The sequence below is a fragment of the Kitasatospora sp. NPDC058243 genome (assembly GCF_042882025.1).
Classification (GTDB): Bacteria; Actinomycetota; Actinomycetes; order Streptomycetales; family Streptomycetaceae; genus Kitasatospora.
Genome location: NZ_JBHVWW010000083.1, coordinates 1 through 1,438 on the forward strand (window position 1 = coordinate 1; position 1,438 = coordinate 1,438).

The following is a 1,438-nucleotide window of genomic DNA, read 5'->3' on the forward strand; positions in this document are numbered from 1 at the left end:
CCGCCGGGGCGGCCGCGCGCGAGCGCTGCGCGGGCAGGGCGGGGTCCTCGGTGCGCGGTCCCGCGTCCTGGTACGGCGTTCTCGCCCGCTGGCCGGCCATGCGCACTTCCCTCGCTCGTTTCGGCTGCCGCGGCGCGTGCGCGCCGCTGTGCGTGCCGGGACGCGTTCCGTCCTGGTGGCGGTTCCCAACTTCTACATGGCTGTAGAAGTTGGGCTGGAGCATACAAACCCATTCCAGCAAAGTCACCCGCCGTCCTTCGGCAGCGGCCGAGTGCCTGGTGGGCCGTCGTTAGGATGGTCATGATCCCCCGCCACGTCGGCACACCATCAGGAACGCGTCAGAGGAGCAGAGCGTCACCATGTTTGAGAGTCTGAAGAACCTCGCGGACAAGGCCACCGACCTCGCCCGCGAGCACAGCGGCGTGCTCGGGCAGGGCCTGGACAAGGTCGGCGACGTGATCGACGACCGCACGGACGGCAAGTACAGCGGCCAGATCGACACCGGCGTCGAGAAGGCCAAGGGCTTCCTGCGCAACCTCGACGGCGAGCAGAAGCCGGCCGAGTAGCCTGCCACCGGGCACGGTCGCCGGCACGATCGGCAGTACGACGGTCGAACAAGGGCACGGGCACACGGGGAGGGGTCGGCAGCGATGAGCGAGGGGCAACAGGGGTCGCGCTGGGGGCGCTGGCTGGTCGTCGGCGTACTCGTCGCGGCCGGGTGGGGCATCGTCCACGGCGGTGACCACCCCACCACGGCGTCGTCCGGCGCCTCCCCGTCGGCGACCCCCTCCCCGGACGGTGCCGGGCCCTCCGCGTCCGCCCCGTCCGCGTCCGCCTCGACCGCGCCGTCGAAGCCGTCCGGCCGCTACGACCCCGCCGACTACGCGGCCCCGGTACGCCGGTACGCCGCCGAGGCCGGGGTCAACCCGCAGCTGCTGATGGCGATCCTCTACAACGAGTCGTACAAGCCGCACGACCCGGAGCTCGAACGGGCCTGGCAGCGCGGCAAGCCCGAAGCCTCGTTCGGCATCGCCAACATGCACCGCGCCGCCTTCGACGACACCAAACCCGGCCGCCCCTTCGCCGACCGCCAGTGGGAGGAGCTGCCGGACGACCGCGACCTGGCCGTCCAGGCGGCCGCCTGGCACCTGCACGACCTGGCCGGGCAGCTCCCGGCACGGCCGAGCGCGCCGCTGAACCACGACGAGCTCCTCGCCCTCGGCTACAACGCCGGCGCGGGCAACATGCTGGCCTTCGCCCGGGGGGTCAAGGTGGGCTCCCAGGCGCAGTCCTACCTCGACCGGCTGCACGACAACTGGGCCAAGTCCGGCACGGCCGTCCAGTAGCGGGTGGGGCTGGGGGAGATGGGGGGTCGGTCTGGGGGGTAGTGGTGGGGGGGAGATATGGGCTCGTTAAGCATCCGTCCGGAGTGCGAGAA

General features: G+C 71.9%; 2 protein-coding genes. Both read left to right on the plus strand.

Annotation, left to right across the window (positions count from 1 at the left end):
- Nucleotides 1-359: 359 nt before the first annotated feature.
- Nucleotides 360-566: an antitoxin gene (locus tag ACFVX9_RS35300; protein ID WP_063350645.1), complete on the plus strand. Its 207-nt coding sequence runs from the start codon at nt 360-362 to the stop codon at nt 564-566.
- Nucleotides 567-650: 84 nt separating this feature from the next.
- Nucleotides 651-1,346: a lytic transglycosylase domain-containing protein gene (locus ACFVX9_RS35305; protein WP_387985868.1), complete on the plus strand. Its 696-nt coding sequence runs from the start codon at nt 651-653 to the stop codon at nt 1,344-1,346.
- Nucleotides 1,347-1,438: the final 92 nt, after the last annotated feature.

Excerpts from the sequence above, each read along its gene's own strand:
- ACFVX9_RS35300 (WP_063350645.1), top strand. The coding sequence starts at position 360 with ATGTTTGAGAGTCTGAAGAACCTCGCGGACAAGGCCACCGACCTCGCC.
- ACFVX9_RS35305 (WP_387985868.1), top strand. The coding sequence starts at position 651 with ATGAGCGAGGGGCAACAGGGGTCGCGCTGGGGGCGCTGGCTGGTCGTC.